This is a genomic window from Streptococcus bovismuti (genome assembly GCF_042436615.2).
In the GTDB taxonomy this organism is placed as follows: Bacteria; Bacillota; Bacilli; order Lactobacillales; family Streptococcaceae; genus Streptococcus.
The window spans coordinates 298-888 of record NZ_JBHMFR020000014.1 but is presented as its reverse complement, the minus strand read 5'-3'; the positions used below and the strand labels follow the sequence as shown (position 1 = coordinate 888).

Genomic DNA, 591 nt, shown 5'->3' with positions numbered 1-591 from the left:
CCTGTCACTTCATCTGTTGTGAGAACGCGGTTACCGTTAGTGCTTACATAACGGATAACAGCTTTTTGAGCATCCTTACGATAAGTGACTGTTTCAACACGGTCTTGGTCTTTAGCCTTCACTCCACTTACAGCTGGGATTTCTGATTTATCCGCTGTGTAACCTGCGATGGTTGGTGATACCACTTTATCAAACGTATCATCATTGGTTGTCCAGTCTTGGAAGTCAATATGACCTGTTACCAAGTTGACATTGCTCCAACGTTTGAAGTTCAGTGTTTCAACCACATCATCCTTAGCCTTACTTCCATCTTCATAAACATAATGGATGGTACGGCTAACACTTTCCTTGTTATCCAAGTTTTCAACGGTTCCTGGCCAACGTGGGCTATCTGGTTGTCCTGGATTAACTGGTGTATTTGGTTGTGGATTTGGGTTATCTGGGTTAACCGGTTCAACACGTTCTGAAAGGGTTACAGTGTAGACTTGGTCACGTGCTGTATCATAGTCATAAACCTTAGCACCACCCGCTGTGAATTCATCGCTGACAAGGTTATATCCTTGTTTCTTGAATTCATTGATTTGACTTGTA

1 protein-coding gene is annotated in these 591 nt (G+C 42.6%); it reads right to left on the bottom strand.

Annotated elements, in window-relative coordinates; genetic code table 11:
• A partial coding sequence (locus ACERDH_RS09695; RefSeq protein ID WP_415741922.1) for a mucin-binding protein occupies positions 1-591 on the bottom strand: 591 nt, incomplete at both ends.